This is a genomic window from Pseudomonas sp. TE3644, from assembly GCF_056278815.1.
The window spans coordinates 3,035,631-3,051,379 of the sequence record NZ_JBWBQF010000001.1; the positions used below are offsets into that span (position 1 = coordinate 3,035,631).

At 58.2% G+C, this 15,749-nt stretch carries 16 protein-coding genes; 9 read left to right on the forward strand and 7 right to left on the reverse strand.

Features of this window, described 5'->3' with window-relative positions:
- Positions 1-361 precede the first annotated feature (361 nt).
- Positions 362-796: a LexA family protein gene (locus ACZ9GA_RS13375; RefSeq protein ID WP_457362231.1), complete on the reverse strand. Its 435-nt coding sequence runs from the start codon at positions 794-796 to the stop codon at positions 362-364.
- Positions 797-1,103: 307 nt separating this feature from the next.
- On the opposite strand from ACZ9GA_RS13375, the gene ACZ9GA_RS13380 reads away from it, so the two are divergent.
- Complete coding sequence (locus ACZ9GA_RS13380; RefSeq protein WP_457362230.1) at positions 1,104-1,325, forward strand: hypothetical protein; 222 nt, start codon at positions 1,104-1,106, stop codon at positions 1,323-1,325.
- A 300-nt stretch (positions 1,326-1,625) separates the two neighbouring features.
- Here the strand turns inward: ACZ9GA_RS13380 and ACZ9GA_RS13385 are convergent, their stop codons facing one another.
- On the reverse strand, positions 1,626-1,859 hold the full coding sequence (locus ACZ9GA_RS13385; RefSeq protein ID WP_457363785.1) for a hypothetical protein: 234 nt from the start codon (positions 1,857-1,859) through the stop codon (positions 1,626-1,628).
- On the opposite strand from ACZ9GA_RS13385, the gene ACZ9GA_RS13390 reads away from it, so the two are divergent.
- The 4 genes from ACZ9GA_RS13390 to ACZ9GA_RS13405 are packed head-to-tail and all read left to right on the forward strand — an operon-like array spanning position 1,843 to position 5,940.
- Positions 1,843-2,709 (forward strand): TIGR03756 family integrating conjugative element protein, encoded by an 867-nt coding sequence (locus ACZ9GA_RS13390; protein WP_476226461.1) that lies wholly within the window; start codon positions 1,843-1,845, stop codon positions 2,707-2,709. The two genes, ACZ9GA_RS13385 and ACZ9GA_RS13390, sit on opposite strands and share 17 nt — an antisense overlap.
- A gap of 32 nt (positions 2,710-2,741) precedes the next feature.
- A complete protein-coding gene (locus ACZ9GA_RS13395; protein ID WP_457362229.1) occupies positions 2,742-4,088 on the forward strand; it encodes an integrating conjugative element protein in 1,347 nt (448 codons plus the stop codon).
- The gene (locus tag ACZ9GA_RS13400) at positions 4,085-4,390 is read left to right on the forward strand and encodes a hypothetical protein (RefSeq protein ID WP_457362228.1); all 306 of its coding nucleotides are present in this window, start codon (positions 4,085-4,087) and stop codon (positions 4,388-4,390) included. Before ACZ9GA_RS13395 ends, ACZ9GA_RS13400 begins: the two co-directional genes overlap by 4 nt.
- A gap of 8 nt (positions 4,391-4,398) precedes the next feature.
- Positions 4,399-5,940 carry a conjugal transfer protein TraG N-terminal domain-containing protein gene (locus tag ACZ9GA_RS13405; protein WP_457362227.1) on the forward strand — a complete coding sequence of 514 codons (1,542 nt, stop codon included), beginning with the start codon at positions 4,399-4,401 and terminating at the stop codon, positions 5,938-5,940.
- A gap of 12 nt (positions 5,941-5,952) precedes the next feature.
- Here ACZ9GA_RS13405 and ACZ9GA_RS13410 read toward each other — a convergent pair whose 3' ends face one another.
- On the reverse strand, positions 5,953-6,285 hold the full coding sequence (locus ACZ9GA_RS13410) for a hypothetical protein (protein ID WP_457362226.1): 333 nt from the start codon (positions 6,283-6,285) through the stop codon (positions 5,953-5,955).
- Between the two features lie 440 nt (positions 6,286-6,725).
- Here ACZ9GA_RS13410 and ACZ9GA_RS13415 point away from each other — a divergent pair, with 440 nt between their 5' ends.
- Positions 6,726-7,088, forward strand: a complete 363-nt coding sequence (locus ACZ9GA_RS13415; protein WP_457362225.1) for a DUF3085 domain-containing protein — start codon at positions 6,726-6,728, stop codon at positions 7,086-7,088.
- Positions 7,089-7,767: 679 nt separating this feature from the next.
- Entirely contained in the window at positions 7,768-8,706 is a 939-nt protein-coding gene (locus ACZ9GA_RS13420; RefSeq protein WP_457362223.1) for an ArdC family protein, read from the forward strand.
- Positions 8,707-8,788: 82 nt separating this feature from the next.
- Here ACZ9GA_RS13420 and ACZ9GA_RS13425 read toward each other — a convergent pair whose 3' ends face one another.
- Positions 8,789-9,154: a histone-like nucleoid-structuring protein, MvaT/MvaU family gene (locus tag ACZ9GA_RS13425; RefSeq protein ID WP_457362222.1), complete on the reverse strand. Its 366-nt coding sequence runs from the start codon at positions 9,152-9,154 to the stop codon at positions 8,789-8,791.
- Positions 9,155-9,319: 165 nt separating this feature from the next.
- Positions 9,320-9,655, reverse strand: a complete 336-nt coding sequence (locus ACZ9GA_RS13430) for a hypothetical protein (protein WP_457362221.1) — start codon at positions 9,653-9,655, stop codon at positions 9,320-9,322.
- A gap of 309 nt (positions 9,656-9,964) precedes the next feature.
- On the opposite strand from ACZ9GA_RS13430, the gene ACZ9GA_RS13435 reads away from it, so the two are divergent.
- On the forward strand, positions 9,965-10,261 hold the full coding sequence (locus tag ACZ9GA_RS13435) for a hypothetical protein (RefSeq protein WP_457362220.1): 297 nt from the start codon (positions 9,965-9,967) through the stop codon (positions 10,259-10,261).
- Positions 10,262-10,535: 274 nt separating this feature from the next.
- Positions 10,536-12,281 (forward strand): MobH family relaxase, encoded by a 1,746-nt coding sequence (gene mobH / locus ACZ9GA_RS13440; RefSeq protein WP_457362219.1) that lies wholly within the window; start codon positions 10,536-10,538, stop codon positions 12,279-12,281.
- Between the two features lie 231 nt (positions 12,282-12,512).
- On the opposite strand, the gene ACZ9GA_RS13445 is transcribed toward mobH, so the two are convergent.
- Both ACZ9GA_RS13445 and ACZ9GA_RS13450 read right to left on the reverse strand, forming a co-directional pair.
- Entirely contained in the window at positions 12,513-12,713 is a 201-nt protein-coding gene (locus ACZ9GA_RS13445) for a KTSC domain-containing protein (protein WP_476226462.1), read from the reverse strand.
- A 162-nt stretch (positions 12,714-12,875) separates the two neighbouring features.
- Positions 12,876-15,563 carry an AAA family ATPase gene (locus tag ACZ9GA_RS13450; protein WP_476226463.1) on the reverse strand — a complete coding sequence of 896 codons (2,688 nt, stop codon included), beginning with the start codon at positions 15,561-15,563 and terminating at the stop codon, positions 12,876-12,878.
- Positions 15,564-15,749 lie beyond the last annotated feature (186 nt).

The following is a 15,749-nucleotide window of genomic DNA, read 5'->3' on the forward strand; positions in this document are numbered from 1 at the left end:
TTCTGATGCCGAAATCGAATTGGCAATAGCGCCGGATTCAATAAATCCAAGCGCCTTCAGGGGCTAAGTGCTTGATGTCAGGCTAGCGCGATCGAAATCAAAGCCCCCGCAGGCTGGCTTCGGTGATTGCAACATTGAATTGATCCGCAGAGGCGCCATGCATGATCACATTCCGAATGCATCGCTGCCAAAACTGTTTACCTATGCAGATTCTTGTCATTGGCCAGATTCAGTAGAATCCACACCTAGAAAAATCTATAAATAGTTACGAAAAGTAACCCATTGAATTATATGAATAAAAGCAATACTAACGGTTAATAAGGGTCAGGAAGAGTTGCAGTCGATGAGGGCGAAGACAAGATTAGGCTTTGGGATCATGGGCGCGCACGCTAAAGGTCACGACGCCCCAGACAACCAGCTCATCGCCCTCGAGAATGTAGCGCGGAGGGTAGCCGGAATTTTCGGACATCAGGATGATGCTGTCTCCCCGCTTGCACAGGCGTTTGCACACCGGTTCGCAATTCACTGCGGCAATCACGATATGGCCGTGCTCGGCAGTGATCGAGCGATCGACGACGACCAAATCGTCGTCGAAGATCCCAGCCCCCTCCATGCTGCTGCCCGAGATCCGCACCAGGTAGATATGGGGTGCGCGGATCTCCAGCAACTCATCCAGCGAGATGTGCTTCTCGATATGATCGGCGGCGGGTGAAGGAAAGCCGGCAGGGACCTTGAACGAATACAACGGAAGCGTGGCCCCGCCCTCACCCAACGGTCCCAGGAATGTGATGCTCATGACGAACGCCTTGCGTAAACTGTATATGCATACAGTAAAAGTAAAATCATCCTCCGGGTCAATCTTGGCGGCGAGGTATTTCGACAGGTGGGGGCGCTCGCGCTGGTCGGCGACCGGGATGAAGGGCCGCGTGTCACTCTGGGCGGGCGTACCACGACATCGATTTGCCCAACGTCCAGGGTAAGGCGAGAAAGCAACGGCCACCGTATGTAGGTCACTGAAAATCGCCTTACACGCCGGCCCTTATCGTAAAAACACCTCCGCGGATCCCGCTGCTAACCTCAGGACTAACCAGGAGGAAACGTTGATGACGGCTATTCAAATGTTGCAGAAATTGATGGTGGCGCAAGTGCAGGCCCACCACGCCCTCGGCGCGGCGGTGGAGGAACTAGCGTTGTGGGCTGAAAACAACGGAGGCAGTGAGGCCGCGGTTAATGTGCGGAGCGCCCTGAACGGCCTGGACGAGTCATCGGCTCTGATTGGGGCCTGCCTGGAAACGCTCGGCAAAGAAGCCATCAATCAGCCCTGAAAATCGGGCGTTACCGCGTGCACTCCCGTCACCCATACGCCGGCCGCGTTGTTGTAGCAACCTGCGGCCTTTGTAGCGGGCGACACACCGTGGGTTGAGCCAAACGACTGCACCCAGCCGGCCAACCACGCAGCGGCGCCTGCCAAAACTCGCCCTGCTGCTTCCCAGCAACCTCGCTAACAGGTCGCTGATGACGGCCAGGAGTACACTTGTACTCTTTCTTGAAAGTCCCCAGCTCTTCGACTCGCCCACCACCACTGCCTGCAGTCAACCCGCAAATACGATCACCCGCAACTCAATTTACAAGGCGGTTTCGGTGTTGCAATCCACGATGCTGAAGGTCGGCGCAATGGATGCAAAACGGTTGAGCTGCTGAGCGCTTCCCATGAACGTAAGTATCTTCAAATGCATCCCCAGGCCTTCAAGGTCGATAGCCTTCAGCCAGCGACTCGGTTGCAGACTACGTCGGCAGGCGATTGCTCTCGCCTCCATCATCGTTTCCACACCGTGCTTGGCGTTGACGACGCCGGCCATCGTTGCCTCGGTCAGCTCACTGCAATGCCTGGAGTACCGGGTCGTCGGCATCTGCTATTGGCTGTTGTGTACCCCCTTCGGCTGCACGGTCCGCACCTCGCCCAAAATCCGCCACTTCATTCCCGAACTGGTGGTATCGAGCTACACCGACACCGGGGCCAATCCTTGGCTCGAAATGTCGGCCCTGTCGATGCCCGTTCCCGGTTCGGAAGGAGGGGGTAACCTCATTACCCCCTCCCCGCGACGCGACAACCTACCCCGCTTCAAGAATGTCGACGCCATCGGCCATCCCGGAGGGCTGGCGCTGACAGCCCTCGCCCAGCGCTTTGGCTATAACTGCCCGACTGGCGCAACCCCGCTTACTCCCTATTACCTAAGCACCCTTGACCCACTCGGCTGGCGCCACGGCGTACCCGAATCGGTCTACCCCCAGGCGCTGGTGCCCGGCGTACGTGAAATCGGCAGCCAGGCGCTGGGCGAGATGTGGGGGAATGTCTATCCCCGAGAGGGTTTCCTGGTCCAGCCAGACGACTTCAAAGCCGCCGCCGTCATGGCCCAACGCGCCAGCGACTTCATCACCCGGATGGGGCAACCGCACATCTACCTGCCGCTGCAACCTATGCCGTACGACGGCTACTGGCCGCCGCTGCCGGTAATGGAAAACGACGTCAGCAACCATCGCTGGCAGCTGCTTTACCCGCAAGTGCAGACTAGGTGTGCGGTGTTTCCAAGCCCCGCGATTCAAAGCAACGACGGTGCCTATGCCTGGTCGCTGTGGCGGCCCTACCGCTGTTGCCAGCGCATGGGCCAGACCTTCCTGTTCAGCATCGACTTCGACGGAGGCCACTGATGAGTGCGCGCAAATGGCACTATCCAATTGCCATGCTGCTCGGCCTGATGGGTGCGCTGGCATGCGCTTCCAGCGCTGCGGCGGATGGTGACTACCACCTCGGGGATCAAGGTCAGGTACTGGATGACCGGGTGATGTACACCATCGGTGGTGGCTCGGCTGCGGGAGCCCCCTCCTCCTTGTACCGCCCCAGTGGCCTGGGCGTGGGGCTGTCATGGCGCGCCAACATGATGTGCGGAAACATGAACCTCGCCAACACGCTGCAGAACCAGTTGAACGGCGCCACCCAGGGCTTCCAGCAGATCATGGGCAACGTCATCCAGAATGCCACGCAGGCGGTGATGTCCCTGCCAGCGATGATCATCCAGCGTGCCAACCCCGGCCTCTACGAATTGCTCAGCAACGGAGTGCTGCAGGGTCGGCTCGATTTCGACCGGTCCAAGCTTACCTGCCAGGCTATGGCCGCCAAGATGGCCGACAAGGTCGACCAAGCGGGTTGGGGCGACATGGCGAAGAACCAGGAGATGCAGGCCAACCTTGAGCAGTCCGGCGGCGACGCGGTAACCGCGGTGAAAAACACCGAAACCAACAACGGCAACAATGGCGTCAGCTGGGTCGGTGGGCAGAAAGCCGGTGGACGAGCCCAAGCGCCCATCCGGGTGACTGCCGACGTCGTCAAAGCAGGGTACAACCTGCTGCACAACCGCTCGCTGGACGACAGCTCTGCTGTGGGCTCTGCCTGCCAGAACGGTGCCATCTGCCAAGCCTGGTTCAGCCCAGGCGAAGCCGCCGACTGGGCTACCCGGGTGCTGGGCGAGACCGAGGTGGAGACCTGTGACGACTGTGAGTCCCTGCGAGCGACGACAGGAACCGGTCTTTCGCCTCTGATCCAAGAAGCCTACGCCGAGCAGTTGACCGGGCTGCAGCGGCTGGTAGTGGGCACAGATCAACCTACGCCCGAGAATCTGAGCAAGGTATCCAGCCCGCTGCTATCGGTGTCGCGCGGCGTGATCGAAGGCTTGCGCGATGACCCCGACCAGGACTTGCTCGCCCGGCGTCTTGCAAGCGAAACCGCGCTGTCGAGCGTCATCTACAAGGCCATGTTGCTGCAGCGCACCCTGCTGGCAGGCAGTCATGAGCCCAACGTGGCATCGGCGCAGCCCGCAACCAACGCGCTGAACAACAACGTCGAAACCCTGGATAGAGAGATTCGCTTGCTGCAGACCGAGCTGCAGATTCGGCAATCCCTGGCCACCAATACCGCCAACCTGGTGCTGGACCGCCATGCCGGCGGTGCAGACGCCTCGCGCATCATCGATCAGCGCGACCCGGAACCTGGCAGGCTCCAGCGCGCTGATCAAGGCAGGAGCACGCCATGACGATGGCTAGCCTCAAGGCAGGTCTGATAGGCCTGCTGCTCGGTAGTGGCGCTTGCGTCGTCCTCGTGTCGATTGCCTGGTTGGCCATTCACTCCCTGAATTTGTGGCCTGAATGGCCAAGGATCCCGCGTGCCCTAAGCGGCTACCTCGCATGCTGGCGCGTTTTGCTCTACAGCCTGATCAGCGCCGGCTGGTGGCGTGCATTCCGAATGCAGCGCTCTACAGAAGGCCGGCGCCGACTGCAGTGCCTGGCGATGATCGGCTTCAGTGCCATTGCGTTGGTTGAACTGACGCGCTCGTGAGGTGAACCATGACCCTGAGCACCAACAGCTACCTGGAGTTCTATCTGTCGTTGCTGGCCTGGATCATCAACAACGGCATCTGGAACACCCTGGTCGACACGGGGCTGTTCGCCGTGCCCTTCGGGGCCATCATCCTCCAGGAGTGGCTGTCAGCACGACAACAAGGCGCTGATGAGGGCAACAAAGGACTACTGTCGATCCCTCGCGTCGAAAACCGTTTATGGATGGCCTACGTGGTGATCCTGTTCGCCTGCATCCCGTTTTTCCCGCTGAACCTGTCGTCGATTACCTTCGATGACGCGGCCAGCCAGCGCTGCGGCATCTCACTGGCCAAGCCGGCTGATACGTCCTGGGGCACCACGTTCAATACCATCGGCGACAAGTCGGCGAACGTACCGGTGTGGTGGTACCTTGTTCATGCGTTGAGCAAGGGCATCACCGCCGCAGCCACGGCAGCCATCCCCTGCGAACCCGATATCCGTGAAATGCGCATGGAGATCGACAGCTCCCGCATCAGCAACCAGGTGTTGCTGCAGGAGGTCGCGGATTTCACGCGGGACTGCTACGGCTACTCACGGTCGCGGCTGTTTACCAATCGGCCAGAGCTCGACAAGGCGCAAAGCTACGACGCCTCCTGGATTGGCTCGAGCTACTTCCTCAATACCGCGGGTTATTACGATATCGACCGCTCACGGACGCCGAGGGTCGCTTGGCCCTACGACGAGGCTCGCGACACGTCGTTGCCTCAGCTGGCCAACGGCGCGGGCTACCCCAATTGCAAGCAATGGTGGAGCGATGCCGATGTTGGCCTGCGCGCGCGCCTGCTGGCCGAGGTCGATCCCTCGCTGATTTCTCGCCTGGAGGGCTGGTTGACCGGGCGGACCTACACCGAGGTCGAAGATGCCACGCTACGCGAACTGGTCAGCCCGCGGCAGCAGTCCATCAGCACGTCCCCGGGCCAGGTGTTCCAGGACTATGGCAGCAGCGCCCGAGGCGGTTCCATCACGCAGGGTCTGAACAACCTGGCCACGAATACTGGCCTAGCGCTTGGGTCATTCAGCAATTTCCCGGCGATGAACGCGCTCCGCGCCGCACTGCCGATGGTGCAGGCGTTCCTGATCCTGGGTGCAATCATCAGCCTGCCGCTGGTGCTGCTGATCAGCACTTATCAGTTGAGGGCCTTGATGACCGTTACCTTCGCACTGTTCACGTTGCACATGCTGACGTTTTGGTGGGAGCTGGCTCGGTGGGTGGACTCGAGCATGTTGGACACTTTGTACAACCAGGTGTCAGGGACCGACCAGACGCTGTTGTCACTGCCCACCTCCGGATTTATGGACGGCACCGTGACAGCCCAAGTTATCGAATACGTGATGGGCGCGATGTTCGTGGTGTTACCTATGACATTCGTGGGTGCAATGAGCTGGGCAGGTTACGCCGTCGGAGCAAACATTGAGGGGATGCTGAATAGAGGCTCTCATTCAGCAGAAGCTTCAGCGGCGAAAGGCACTTCCCAGCTGATGACTGCGGCGAAAAAATCTACGCGTTGATGGCAACAATCTTCAACGTAACGAACCGAAATCATCGTAGCGTTCAGGATAAGTCACGCGGTGGTAGGGGTGGTCAATGTCGTCGTATCCAGGTGGCGCGTCAGGGCCAACGTCCAGCGGCGGCAACCTGCGCAGAACCGCCAAGCCCAATACAAAGCAAACAGTAAATACCGCACCTAGCACAATCACCACGATGAACACGCCCGTTGCAATCGAGAGAAATCCATGACGAATCGGTAGCGGAATATCAGAGAGCTTCGACGAATCGATCAACGCTCGCTGCGCTTTTCGAAAGCGTACCCAAAGCCCGCCTACGGAAGCCCCAATCCGGTAAGAAAAAGTCATTGTCGAGTCGCTTCGGTGTCCCATTCCAACTACCACACATTGACTGATCCAAAAATTTGGATCCTCTTAATGCTACTCCTCCCATCTGCATGCGGTTGACCATCCATCAGGTCATTGCCAAGTAGAATTCTTCACCGGCACAACTTGGCAAAACATCCATTCTTGCCTCTTGAAACGCATTCGGTAGGTGGGATATTTGTAAGTTGCAACTGCTGGATTCCAGCACCTAGGTAGCCAGAACCTTGAAGGCTACGTCGCTTTAACGATGGTTCTCCCAAGTGTGATTCGCGTTCGGCAGTTCACACGATCGCCGCCCCTGCGGAGATGAACGCTTCATCACCAGGCCCTGCTTACCTCGGCCTTCATACCAACCGCTCCACCGCTGGGAATTCCTCCCAGCCGGACGGTATTCCTCAGCGCTATTGCTTGAGGAACTCATCATGCTTCGATTCACGGGAACAGAACTACAAGCAGTGCTGGCGGAAGCCAGTATCAATGGCTGCCGAATCTTACTGGTCAAGGATCACGGCGTTTACCTCATGTCCGAGATCGGCGAGTCCAAACCCGAAGGTGGGCGCAAGCGGGTTGCTTACGCAACCGGCTGCAATCCTGAAATTGACGACTTCGAGTCATGGTGGCACCGCGCTCGGGATGAGTTTGGTGGTGACGACTTTGTCGAATACTTCAACGTCGACGATCCCGTGCTGGCCGCGCTTCGCGGTACCTCGGGTTCTTTGCTGCTTGAAGCCACTCCTACACACCTGTGCCTGGCAGCCGAAGTTACCGTTCCTGGAAAGCTGTGAGCCAATCCACCACTACCTGTGCAGACAGCCCCTCATTCTGAGGGGCGCCGGCAACAACGACCAAGGCAACATCAGCCGTTCATCTGGTTAAAGCGCTGCACTGTCTTCCCTGGAATTCGCTGGACCCCGCATGCCATTTGGCTGCGCGAGCCCGGATTGACCCTTCGCCCAGCTGGGTTTAAACCACAGCCACCAGCAATGCTTTTCACATCAAACCTGCGACGAGCAGCCACCTGTTTATATGCCCGGTGCCGTGCTCAGCCGAGATTTGGGAGGTAGCAATGCTTAACCCCAGCCCCCTGTCTACTGCCATCGTACTGAGTCCCGGCGTATGGCAATACGTTATGGAAGCCAACGGTGGAAGTCCTCTATCTGGGCTTTCGAGCCAGCGTCTTTCACGCCTGTTGCGTTCCACCCTATCGCTGGCCAGTACCGGCTTTAACGGCGTTGCAGTCGACCTAGAGCTCGACGCCGACCTCCCAGTGGGCTCGTTGCAGCATGTGCAGGTCAACAAGATGAATCCTGCTGGAGAACCTGCGTTTCTGTTGATTCACCTACCCAGCGAGGCAACAGTCGGCCCCTGAAAGCGGCCGGCCAACACCGCCTTGCAACACTCCTTTCACCCCACCGGGAACCCCTCCCGGTCGGGCGGCGTTCCCTCTAAGCTCAGGAGAACGTCATGTCCGACATCTACCTCGACGTCACCACCAAGATCATTACCGCTATCGATCAGGGGATGGTGCCCTGGATCAAACCCTGGTCAACCCCTGGTTCAGGGGCTGACTCACCCTTCCCCACCAATGCCATCACCCGACGAGCGTACGCCGGCATCAACATCCCCCTGCTCTGGGCGGAGGCGCGCTTGCGCGGCTATCGTCAGGACCGCTGGCTGACCTTCAACCAGGCACGCCAGGCGGGCGGGCATATCCGCAAGGGCGAGCAATCGACCCTGGCGGTGCTGTACAAACCGATGAGCAAGGAAGCTCAGGACGAGCATGGCGAGGTTGTTCGGGATGAACAAGGCAACATCAAGATGGTGCAGTTCGCACTGTTGCGTACCCATTGCCTGTTCAACATCGAGCAGACCGAGGGCTTGGTCAGCGAGCCTGAGGATACAGGTAAGGCAGAACCCGGCCCCCCCTTCATCGACCATGGGCCAGCCGAGCGCGTCCTGGAGCTATCGGGTGCGCGCATCGAGCATCGCTTCGGGGATGATGCCTTCTACCATCCGCTGCGCGACCTGATTGAGTTGCCCACCAAAGCACAATTCGAGGACGTCGGTAGCTATTACGCCACGGCCCTGCACGAGCTGACGCATTGGTCCGGCCATCAATCGCGCCTCAAGCGCGACGGCATCACCGGCGGACACCGCTTCGGTTCTGCGGAGTATGCGTTCGAAGAGCTGGTGGCGGAGATGGCTGCAGCGTTCCTGTGCGCCCTCACCGGCATTCAGGGAGAGCTGCGCCATGAGGAGTACCTGGCCTCATGGTTGAGTATTCTTCGGGAAGACAAGCGTGCCATCTTCCGCGCCAGCGGCCAGGCACGCGAAGCGTCGGAGTACCTCATGACGCTGCACGATCAAGGCAGCACCGAGCCACTTCACCAACTCACCGCATGACTCAGCAGAGAAAACCACAAAGGCCCCATGGGGCCTTTGTTTTGTTCACGCTCAAGCAAGGATGCCGATGGTCCAGCGTCGATTACTGCAGCCAGCTCTCCACCGTCTCTGCCCCGTGCTCCTGCTTCCACTGCTTGAGGATCTTGTGGTTGCCACCTTTGGTTTCCACCACTTCGCCGCTATCTGGGTGCTTGTAGCGTTTGGGTTCGCGCGGCTTGCGCTGCGGGGTAGCGGCGGACTTCGCGGTCGAGTATCCGCCGGCTTTGACGGGGTCAAGGATCGCAATGATGTGTTTCAGGCTGACACCGTACTCTTCCAGCAGCGCCTTGAGCTTGCTCTCGAACTCGATCTCCCGTTTCAGTTCGGCATCATTTTTCAAGGCATCCAACTGCTGAATCTGCGCGGCCAGTTGGGCCTCTAGGGCTTTGAATTCTGCAAGTTTTGACATAGGAAATCCTTTTGCAAGAGTGAGGATGATTGTCTGAAATAGTTTAGGGAAAATAATAGCCGAAAGGTTCAGAACTATTTCACGCAGGATACGCAACTACGCCAACCAATCGCGGAAATCTCGTGCACAACCACTAAACAGATCAGCAATGCATTCCAGCGCTGGCTAAACCTGCTCGATGGAGACAATGTCGATGTACTTGAATTTCTTTTTCTTGGCCAGGTCCCGCGCCTCTTGCTCCGCCAGTAGCGAGCTCAATGTCCGGGCTTCATGCACCAGGGTTTCAACTTCACCCTCGAAGGTCTTGGTCACCTGCATCGTGACCCGCAGCTTCGGGAACAATGACGTAGGCTTCGCCTTCTTCGCGATTGGTTTAGACGCCGCACGCTTGGTCGGCACGAACAGGAGCTCTGTCGAGTCCACAGTCTCCGCAGGCGCAGCTGCAGCAGAAGGGCCGAATAATGCTTCACGCATTTGTTGTTCTGTCAGCGAATCATGCATCTTCAAATACTCAAGGGTGTTTCAACAGCACAGGCCGCACGCCACGGATGGGGCGCAATAACTTGTAAAGGGATGGAAAATAGCCTAATCGACTTGGCAAGCGTAGATCAAGTCAGTCCAGGACGAAACTGGGACAGTGTGCGTCGAACAATACAGCACGGGCAGCCTAGATGGCGTAGTTGATTCAGACATACCGTCACACACTTTATTGCCTGCCGCAGCGCCCCCATTTCAATCATCTGCTCCTATCCTAGGTGCACGCCATGGTGTCCACCCGGCCACACAGGCGCTGGAAAGGAGAAGGTTGTCATGCGTCAACGAGGCTCATGCTTCACCGCGTGGGAGGATCACAGGATCTACGCCGTGGTCCACGCGGAGACCCTGGACGACGGTACCGAGATTGATGTCAGGGCCAGGATTGCGCGCAGCGGCGCGACGGAAGTGTTCTTGAGTGTCTATGAAGGAGACGGACGCATGCTTGCCGAAGAAAGCTATGCCGACTTGCCAGGCGCCTCCGTCGGCAAGGCCCTGGCGATGGGAGCACAACGCGCGCGGGAGATTGCCATTCGATCTATGACCCAGACGCGCATCACCGTGACTGAATAGTCCACGTCTCGCTCGGGTGCTCTTCCCACGTGCGGATCGTCTCTGCCGCCTGGAATGAGCACCCAGCCTCCACCTCGCGAACAGGCACCAGCACCGACACCTTCGGCTGATCACCCTGATCCCAGTACTCGATACCTGCACTTTCACATTCCCGCACGCGAGCCAAAGGGAAAAGGGGTAAAGGGTAAGAGCGGCAAAGGAAGGGCTGGCAAGGGTAAGAGGCTTATCCGAAAAGGCAAAAGGACCTCATGGGCATTTAACCGAGGTGGCGACGATGCCGAGCTGGTTCACGCATGAAAAGGCCAAAGTCCCCACGCCCTCACCTGCCCCCATTGCCGAGGGCTATTACGCGCCGATGACGGCCGAGGCGCTGCTCGCCGCGGAGCACCGGCAGAAGCTGCTCGAGCGCATCTGGCAATACACTGCGCTGTCCCAGCCGCAGTTCGAGCAGCTCTACCTGAGACCGATCCGCCGCTACGCCGACTATGTCCAGCAGCTGCCTGCCAGTGAAAGCCACCACCATGCCTACCCCGGCGGCATGCTCGACCATGGCCTGGAGCTGGTGGCCTGCAGCCTCAAGCTGCGCCAGTCCCATCTGCTGCCCAGTGGTGCCGCTCCGGAAGACCAGGCGGCCCAAGCTGATGCCTGGAGCGCCGGCATTGCCTACGGCGCCCTGCTCCACGATATCGGCAAGATCGCAGTGGACCTGCAGGTGGAATACCAGGACAGCCAGCCCTGGCACCCTTGGCATGGCCCCCTGGGACGACCCTACCGCTTTCGCTACCTGAAGGGCCGTGATTACCAGCTGCACGGTGCCGCCGCGGGTCTGCTGTACAATCACGTGCTGGACCGCGCCATCCTCGATTGGCTCAGTGGCTATCCAGCGCTGTGGGGCAAGTTGCTGTACCTGCTGACCAACCACTACGAGCACGCCGGCATCCTCGGCGAGCTGGTCCTGCAAGCCGATCGCGTCTCGACAGCACAAAACATCGGCGCCAACCCCAGCAAGGCCCTGCAGGCGCCCACACACTCCCTGCAGCACCACCTGCTCAGCGGCCTGCGTCACCTGGTGAAAAACGAGTTCAAGCTCAATCAGCCCGGCGCCGCCGGCTGGCTCACCGATGAGCACCTGTGGCTGGTCAGCAAGACCGTCACCGACAAGCTGCGTGCCTACCTGCTGGCCCAATCCGTGGACGGCATCCCCTCCTCCAACATCGCTATGTTTGACGAGTTGCAGTCCCACGGCCTGGTTGAGGCCAACCCCGTAGGCAAGGCCATCTGGACCGCCAGCGTCACCGATGCTGCTTGGCAGCAACAGTTTACCCTCCTGCGGCTGCAACCTTCGCTGATCTGGGCGAATGGACCGCGCCCGAACGCTTTCGCCGGCACAGTCGACGTCGCAGTTGAGCTCGAGGCCGGCGAGGCCGAACATCCGGGATTGGCTGGCCTCGCCGGATCAGCCCCCCCTATGGCCAACCCAGCTGTTTCGCAGGCCTCAACAGGCTCGATGCCAGCGGAAGTTGCCCCTATCGATCCGGATGATGCTGACTACCTTGGCGCATTGCTGGAGCTTTTTGAAACACCCAGTGATGTACAGCAGAATCCACCCGACAACCCGGCGAAAGGCGCCTCTGAACAGCTAGGCAACCGGTTTGTAGAATGGTTGCGTGCCGGTCTGGAGGACCACAGACTGATAATCAACGACAGCCGAGCGAAAGTGCATACTGTGAACGGCACTCTCTTTTTGGTCACACCGGGAATTTTCCAGCGCTATGTTCAGGATTTCCGGGGCCAAATAGCCCAGGTCGATGACTCTCGCAGCTGGAAGGCGGTGCAGAGGGCGTTTGAAAAAATGAATCTTCACCGGCGCAGTGCAGATGGTCGAAATATCTGGACTTGCCACGTTCAAGGGCCTCGCAAGAAAGCCAACCTCAATGGGTACTTGCTATTGGACCCCCGGCTAATTACAGAGCAGCCCCCTATGGACAACCCGTTCCTCAGACTCGACTATCCAGTGTGACCGCAAGGTCCGGTGGTTGGATAGATCTAGCTCCCCAGGCAGGGAGGTATCTGGCGTTGCAGCTAGGTCGTTGCCGGCGTTGTCACGAAACAAACGGCGGTTTCCCCGCACACTATTTCTGGTCACAAGGTTGAAAGGCGCATGAGCGCCACAGTGACAACCCCTGCCGAAAATCGACAGGCCGACCGTCCCTCGTAGTCGACCTGATAGTATCTGTAAGCGGTCAGCAACCTAACACTGGTACCGGTCCTTGATGTACCGGTCAAAGTACGTCCCTTTCGACCCTGCCCGCATAAGCCCTTCGTGAATTTGTGCCGGGACTCGGCAGTAGTCGTACGACCGTCCCTGTTTAAACATAATCCTCAATTGCCCAGTAGCGGCATCATAGCCCACAGCAATCATGGCTGAGGAATTGACCCGAACCATCTCCATTTAAATTTTCCTTAGCGTAATTAGTTTGTTTCAAGTGCAATGCGCGCCATCATGGGGCAATGCTCAAGCCTTAGTCACGATTCCAGGCATGAATCATCCATGCGACCTAAATGTCGCTTTCCTCCGCGTGGCGCAATAGCGCTGACTTCCGTTGCCCTCTTGCTACGCTGCCTTCTTGCGCCGCGCCTCCAGGTCATCCCGCCACTGCTTGAGTGATTCGATATCAGCTTTGAGTTCCGCCTCTTCAGGCGGTTGGACGGGCACTTCATCCGACTGGCTATGTTCAAAGCAACTGTATTTTGTCATCAAATCGTCAATACGATGAAGGTCCTCGCGGGTGATCCCAAGCAATGCTGGCAGGCGACCATCCGTGGATATTCCTCGGCGATGGCGCACAACGATTTTGAAAAGCAGATCATCCTCCACCGATCGTTCGATCAGTTTCCTAAAATCGCTGCAGATCCCCTGCGCCAAGGCGTAGTAAGCCGCCGCACCCGCGGCCTCCCCAGCTTTCTTGGCGTCGCGAAGCCGGTCGAGCAGGATATTGTTTGCTGTTTTGGTGGAGCTGTTCCACACAGCCTGGTCAGCGGGATGCCCGGACGCCCCACCAAAGGATTCGATGCACATCTGCTGAAAGTTGTTTTTTTTCCAGGATTCGCCAATCTTTTTGGCGACATCATCCATTGCCCCGTACAACGACAACCGATGGGTGAAAATCAGAACCTGGCGCTCTTTTGCCAACTCGGCCAACCGGCAGGCAACCTTCCATTCAAAATCTTGGTCCAGCGACGAAATCGGGTCGTCGAAGATAAACGGGGCAACCCCCGGTTTGTCAGTCACATCCGCTAAAAACGCCGCCAACGATATGATCCGGCGTTCTCCTTCGCTCAGCACCTTGTCCGGCGAGTGATCGCCACTTTTTACCGCCTTAAGTCTCAGTTGGTGCAGCACTTTGCCCCGTGAAGTTCTGGTCTTGACCAATGCGACTTGAATACGCGTCGCGCCGAGCGCTCGCAGCTCCTTATTGAAGCGTGCCACGTAGACCTCGGTAACCACGTTTTCGGAGATTTCCGTTGCCTTGGTGGAGATGCGGCGCGAGCTCGCGGTGCTCTTGAGCTTGTCGAGCAACTTATAATCCTTCAACCGTTGCTGCTCTTTCCTGACCGCCTCGCTCTGCTGAGAAACCCACTGCTGTGCTTCAAGCACCGCTTTTTCCGCGAGTGCTTTCGGCCTGTCAAACTGCAGCGCATCCTGGTCAAACTGCGCGGCTTCTGACGTAAGTTGCTGGGCGAACTTATCAAGTATGAGCAGGTTCGCAGTGAAATCTGGGGTGAGGCCTGCCAAGCCTGCCTGCTCGTGATCCAGGAGCGCTTTCCTCGACTCTCCAATACTGTGCCAAAACCCCCAGAGGGCGGTCTGCCACTCCGGGGAGGTCAAGGCTGCAGCCGTGCACTGGGTCTGGACCTCGGCTTCTGTGAGGCTGCCCGGCAGCGCACGCAGTGTTTCGTTGTAGGTGAGCTCGGCGGCCTTCGCGTCGGTCTCCAAGCTACTGTGGATGAACGCTTCGAAATCGTTCAAGCGCTGCTGGGCGTCGGGGGGGAGCGTTTGCTGGCAGAGAACGCATCGCCCGCCCTGCGTGACCGGGTACAGTTGCCCGGGATAGGGGATCTGGGAATACGTGCGGGCCGCCTCCCACATTGCCTTCCAAGTGGACGTGCCGACCCCCTCCAGAACCGCGGACTTAGCGTGAGCCCCTTCCATCGCAATCTGCCGTTTTTCGGAGGCCGCCGAACGCTGCGCGCGAATAATTTCAGCTTGCACCGGTCCATACGCCACTGCGGCTTTCTTGACACCGTTGATGAGATGCATCAATTGCACGCTGGTATCGCGTTTCTGTTTTGCCAAGGATGCAGGATCTGCAGTCTTCAATCGCTCGTTCAACGCCTCCAGACTGGTGGCGTCCTCAGCGCCCCAGCGTAGCAGTTGCTCAGCAGCCGACGCCGCGAGGGTGCCAAGGCTGCGGTATGATTTGCCAATGCTGGTTTCCTGATAAGACGCGGGGATGACCGGAAGCTTACTCACAAGGTGATCCTGCTCGGCTTGCAACGCATCTTTTACCGCGTCAGTACCGGCTGCTAGTTTCTCAAACAGGCCCATAATCGGCGGGCTGTAGGTCGCTGCACTCTCACTCTTCAGATAATGCAGGGCCTCGTCACTGTCGAAGATGTCGATCTCGCGGAGCTGCTCTATCGCTGGGTGTGTGATGTGCCATTCCACGCTCTCAGCCGTTTGGTCCAGCTCAAAGTTTAACGTGCACTTGCTCGCTGCGGGCGCGGCGTGGAAAACGTTCGGTTTCAGGTCGCTTGCACGGGCCTTCCCCGTCGCTTTCTTCAAAATCCGGGTGTAGCACGACTTTCCAGACCCGTTGTGCCCGTAGATGACCGTCAAATTACCTGGGCCAAAGTCTAGCGGTGCACGAGGTCCCAAGCTCTCGATACCCTCTACATCCGCAATGCTTTTCAATCGAAGTACCGACCCGACCGGGGCATTTGTCAGCTCATCAAAGCAGCGATGCTTTGAAACGGCTTGCCCAGCAGGCGTTTTAAGCAGAGCAACCAGGTGTGAGATATCCTTCGGCGTGAGGTTCCCCTGCTTTAGGAGCTTGTCCGCAGCCTCCTGAAGCCAGTCCTGTTGCTCGAGCAACCATGTGCGAACCTGCCCCTGCGTGTCCATATATGATTCCCTTCTTATTAGTAGGTCAGATGACGCTAGCAGAGTGCCAGCCACCTCGCCATTTTCCTTCGCCAGCGACCAACCCAGTTCGGATGGATGCCGGTCGTGGTTGGTCATGACAGTGCGTGGCGAATCAACTGGTGCGGTCAAAGGGGATTAACTGCTATAATATATTAAAAATTTTATTGACCACCCTGTGATTTTAACCCTAACTCCTGGCGCCCACCCCCTAAATCAATTCTCTTTGTTTTTTAACCGAGTCACTTAGCGACGATGGAATTAAAATGAAAAGCATCTCTATTT

Bases quoted from the DNA above. Each gene is read 5' to 3' on its own strand.
- ACZ9GA_RS13450 (WP_476226463.1), bottom strand. From the start codon at position 15,563: ATGACCAACCACGACCGGCATCCATCCGAACTGGGTTGGTCGCTGGCG.
- ACZ9GA_RS13400 (WP_457362228.1), top strand. From the start codon at position 4,085: ATGACGATGGCTAGCCTCAAGGCAGGTCTGATAGGCCTGCTGCTCGGT.
- mobH (WP_457362219.1), top strand. From the start codon at position 10,536: ATGCCGAGCTGGTTCACGCATGAAAAGGCCAAAGTCCCCACGCCCTCA.
- ACZ9GA_RS13375 (WP_457362231.1), bottom strand. From the start codon at position 796: ATGAGCATCACATTCCTGGGACCGTTGGGTGAGGGCGGGGCCACGCTT.
- ACZ9GA_RS13405 (WP_457362227.1), top strand. From the start codon at position 4,399: ATGACCCTGAGCACCAACAGCTACCTGGAGTTCTATCTGTCGTTGCTG.
- ACZ9GA_RS13415 (WP_457362225.1), top strand. From the start codon at position 6,726: ATGCTTCGATTCACGGGAACAGAACTACAAGCAGTGCTGGCGGAAGCC.
- ACZ9GA_RS13385 (WP_457363785.1), bottom strand. From the start codon at position 1,859: ATGGCCGGCGTCGTCAACGCCAAGCACGGTGTGGAAACGATGATGGAG.
- ACZ9GA_RS13435 (WP_457362220.1), top strand. From the start codon at position 9,965: ATGCGTCAACGAGGCTCATGCTTCACCGCGTGGGAGGATCACAGGATC.
- ACZ9GA_RS13410 (WP_457362226.1), bottom strand. From the start codon at position 6,285: ATGACTTTTTCTTACCGGATTGGGGCTTCCGTAGGCGGGCTTTGGGTA.
- ACZ9GA_RS13425 (WP_457362222.1), bottom strand. From the start codon at position 9,154: ATGTCAAAACTTGCAGAATTCAAAGCCCTAGAGGCCCAACTGGCCGCG.
- ACZ9GA_RS13380 (WP_457362230.1), top strand. From the start codon at position 1,104: ATGACGGCTATTCAAATGTTGCAGAAATTGATGGTGGCGCAAGTGCAG.
- ACZ9GA_RS13420 (WP_457362223.1), top strand. From the start codon at position 7,768: ATGTCCGACATCTACCTCGACGTCACCACCAAGATCATTACCGCTATC.
- ACZ9GA_RS13445 (WP_476226462.1), bottom strand. From the start codon at position 12,713: ATGGAGATGGTTCGGGTCAATTCCTCAGCCATGATTGCTGTGGGCTAT.
- ACZ9GA_RS13395 (WP_457362229.1), top strand. From the start codon at position 2,742: ATGCTGCTCGGCCTGATGGGTGCGCTGGCATGCGCTTCCAGCGCTGCG.
- ACZ9GA_RS13430 (WP_457362221.1), bottom strand. From the start codon at position 9,655: ATGCATGATTCGCTGACAGAACAACAAATGCGTGAAGCATTATTCGGC.